Annotated in this window: 1 protein-coding gene and 1 pseudogene; one reads left to right on the top strand and one right to left on the bottom strand. The window is 63.0% G+C overall.

Annotated elements, in window-relative coordinates; translation table 11 throughout:
* Positions 1-555 (top strand): annotated as a pseudogene (locus VN004_RS09135) (proton-conducting membrane transporter); the annotation flags it as partial.
* Positions 556-1,164: 609 nt separating this feature from the next.
* Here VN004_RS09135 and VN004_RS09140 read toward each other — a convergent pair.
* The coding region (locus tag VN004_RS09140) for a GMC oxidoreductase (protein ID WP_325609171.1) at positions 1,165-1,518 on the bottom strand (354 nt) is incomplete at its 5' end.

Raw genomic sequence — 1,518 nt, forward strand, 5'->3', positions numbered from 1 at the left:
TTTATCCGGGCGATCTTTCTCGGCGCACGCAAGCCTGTTGCGCGCGAATTCGCAGATGCACCGTTCTTCGTGCTGCTGCCTCAGTATTTGCTGGTCGCCGGCATTCTCGTGATGTCGTTTTTCCCGAAGCTCCTGATCGAATCGATCTCGGCGGCGATCGATCCGCAATTCGCATCGACGCTGCGCTGGCAAGGTATGTCGCTCGAACTGATCTACGCCACCTGGAATCCGTTACCTGTGATGGCTTTTGCTGTCGCGATCGCCGCGATCCTGTTCGCGCTGTTATGGTTCGCACGGCGGACGCTGCCGCTCGGCGGGGCCTCCAGAACCGTCTATTCCTATGCACAGGCGGTGGGCGCCGCGCTGACGCCGCCGCTTGCCACGAGGTTTTATTCCGAGCTTACGGCCATGACCGTGTTCGCCGCCGAGCGCGCCCGCCGCATCTACACCGGCAACGGACTGACCTATAATCTCTGCATCGTCTATTATTTCCTCGCGCTCTACGCGCTCGGCGGCGGCGCCGCTCATGTCTGGGCGCTGACACGACCGGCATAAAGACACGTCAGTTCTCCCTGCGAAGCACGTAATGCCGCGAAATCACCGCGACGTTTTCGCGGCCGGTATCGAGGACTACGCGCCGGACTTTCCGTTTGGGGCAAGGCTTGTGGACCAAGTCGTTGTCCAGCTGGTCCACGCTGGATCAACATTCGCGACGGACAGTGAACTTGGCAAAGCCTCAGCTGGTCGTGTCACATTCTGATGCATCTGCCCGGCTTCGAAGAGCGCAAGAGGCGAATTTGCACGTCGGTTCATCTCGGGCAATGACCGCTGCGATTTCACCGAATGCTCGCCGCGAGCGCGGCGCCGAGACGGACTTTCACCATGCCCCGAGCACCAGATCATTGATTTAAATGGCGCTAGGGGCGGGATCGAACCACCGACATTGCGGTATTCAGGCTGGCGGGCTCCTGCTCTCATCGGAACGATTGTCAGCTTCCATATCGACGGAGCGCCTGGCACCTGCAGCAGCACCTTCTTGTTCCCGCCGGGACGCGTCAGTGGCTTGCGGTCGTAGGCCTGCATGGCCGGCCTTTTACCCGATGCGCGACGACGCCCTGGCGCCCACGCAGGTCTCGGCCAGGCCGAACCCGGGGGATCAGACGGTCACACGCCCTGAGCGGCCGGCAATGGCGACCGCCCACGAATCATGTCCGCGGCCTTCTCTGCGATCATGATGACCGGGGCATTGGTGTTCCCGCCGATCATGCGCGGGATGATCGAGGCGTCGACCACGCGCAGTCCCTCGACCCCGCGCACGCGCAATTGCGCATCGACGACGTCGCGCTCGTCCTTTCCCATGGCGCAGGTTCCGACCGGGTGAAAACAGGTCTGCGACGACGCGCGGATGTAGGCTTTCAGGTCTGCGTCGCTTTGTACCTTCGGCCCGGGCCGGATCTCGGCGCCCCGCACCCGGTCCCAGGCGGGGGCCTCGAGAATGCGCCGCGCAAGGCGGAGCCC

The organism is Pseudorhodoplanes sp., assembly GCF_035565855.1.
Classification (GTDB): Bacteria; Pseudomonadota; Alphaproteobacteria; order Rhizobiales; family Xanthobacteraceae; genus Pseudorhodoplanes.